Annotated in this window: 1 pseudogene; it reads right to left on the bottom strand. The window is 67.4% G+C overall.

Annotation, left to right across the window (positions count from 1 at the left end):
- Positions 1-12: 12 nt before the first annotated feature.
- Positions 13-892 (bottom strand): annotated as a pseudogene (locus tag ACLJOU_RS46925) (IS5 family transposase).
- Between the last annotated feature and the right edge of the window lie 54 nt (positions 893-946).

Below are 946 nucleotides of genomic sequence, written 5' to 3'. Positions count from 1 at the left end.
TAGGGCGTGTCCTCAAAGCCAGAGGAGCAGGGTGGCCAGGTCGATCAACCCTCGGTAGGAGGTAGCGGTCTTGTCGAAACGGGTGGCGATGGCACGGAACTGTTTGAGGCGGTTGAAGCAGCGTTCGACGATGTTGCGGCGCCGGTAGGCGACACGGTCGAAGGCCGGTGGGCGGCCACCGGCTCGACCACGGCGCAGCCGGTTGGCTCGTTGGTCCCGGCGTTCGGGAATCGTCGCCGGGATGCGACGCCGACGCAGATAGGAGCGGATGGCGCGGCTGGAGTAACCCTTGTCCGCCAGCACCCGGCTCGGCCGCGTCGGCGGACGGCCCGGACCCGGCCGGCGGAATTCGATCCCGGCCATGACCGTGGTGAACTGGGTGCAGTCGTTGACGTTGCCGCCGGTCAGCACGACCGACAGCGGCCGTCCGTGGCCGTCACAGGCCAGATGAATCTTGGTGGTGAGTCCGCCACGGGACCGGCCGATGGCATGATCACCTGGCTCGCTGTGCCCGCCGCAGGATCCGCTCGCCCCCTGTGTGAGACACCGGGACACGGCGAGCACCGGCGGCGTGCTGATGCGCCCGCACGATGCTGGAATCCACCGACACTTCCCGGTCGAGTTCGTCGATCGCCTCGGCCAGCACCTGCACCTTCGCCACCAGCGCAGACAGAGTGCCGGTCCGGGACCAGCGCCAGAACCGGTTGTAGACCGTCTTCCACGGCCCATACCGCTCCGGCAAGTCCCGCCACGCAACTCCGGTCTTGGCCTTGAACAACATCCCGTTGATCACCCGCCGGTCATCCACCCGCGGACGCCCCTTCGCCCCCGACACCGGCAGCAACGGCTCGATGACCTGCCACTGCTCGTCGGTCAGCTCATGCCTACGCACCACGACCGAAGATCAAAGCAGATCACCCGCACCAGCTTTGAGGACAGGCCCTAG

Origin of the sequence: Amycolatopsis sp. cmx-4-61 (assembly GCF_046548775.1) — a bacterium.
Classification (GTDB): Bacteria; Actinomycetota; Actinomycetes; order Mycobacteriales; family Pseudonocardiaceae; genus Amycolatopsis.
The sequence above is the reverse complement of the archived record's forward strand: the minus strand, read 5'-3'. Positions and strand labels throughout refer to the sequence as shown.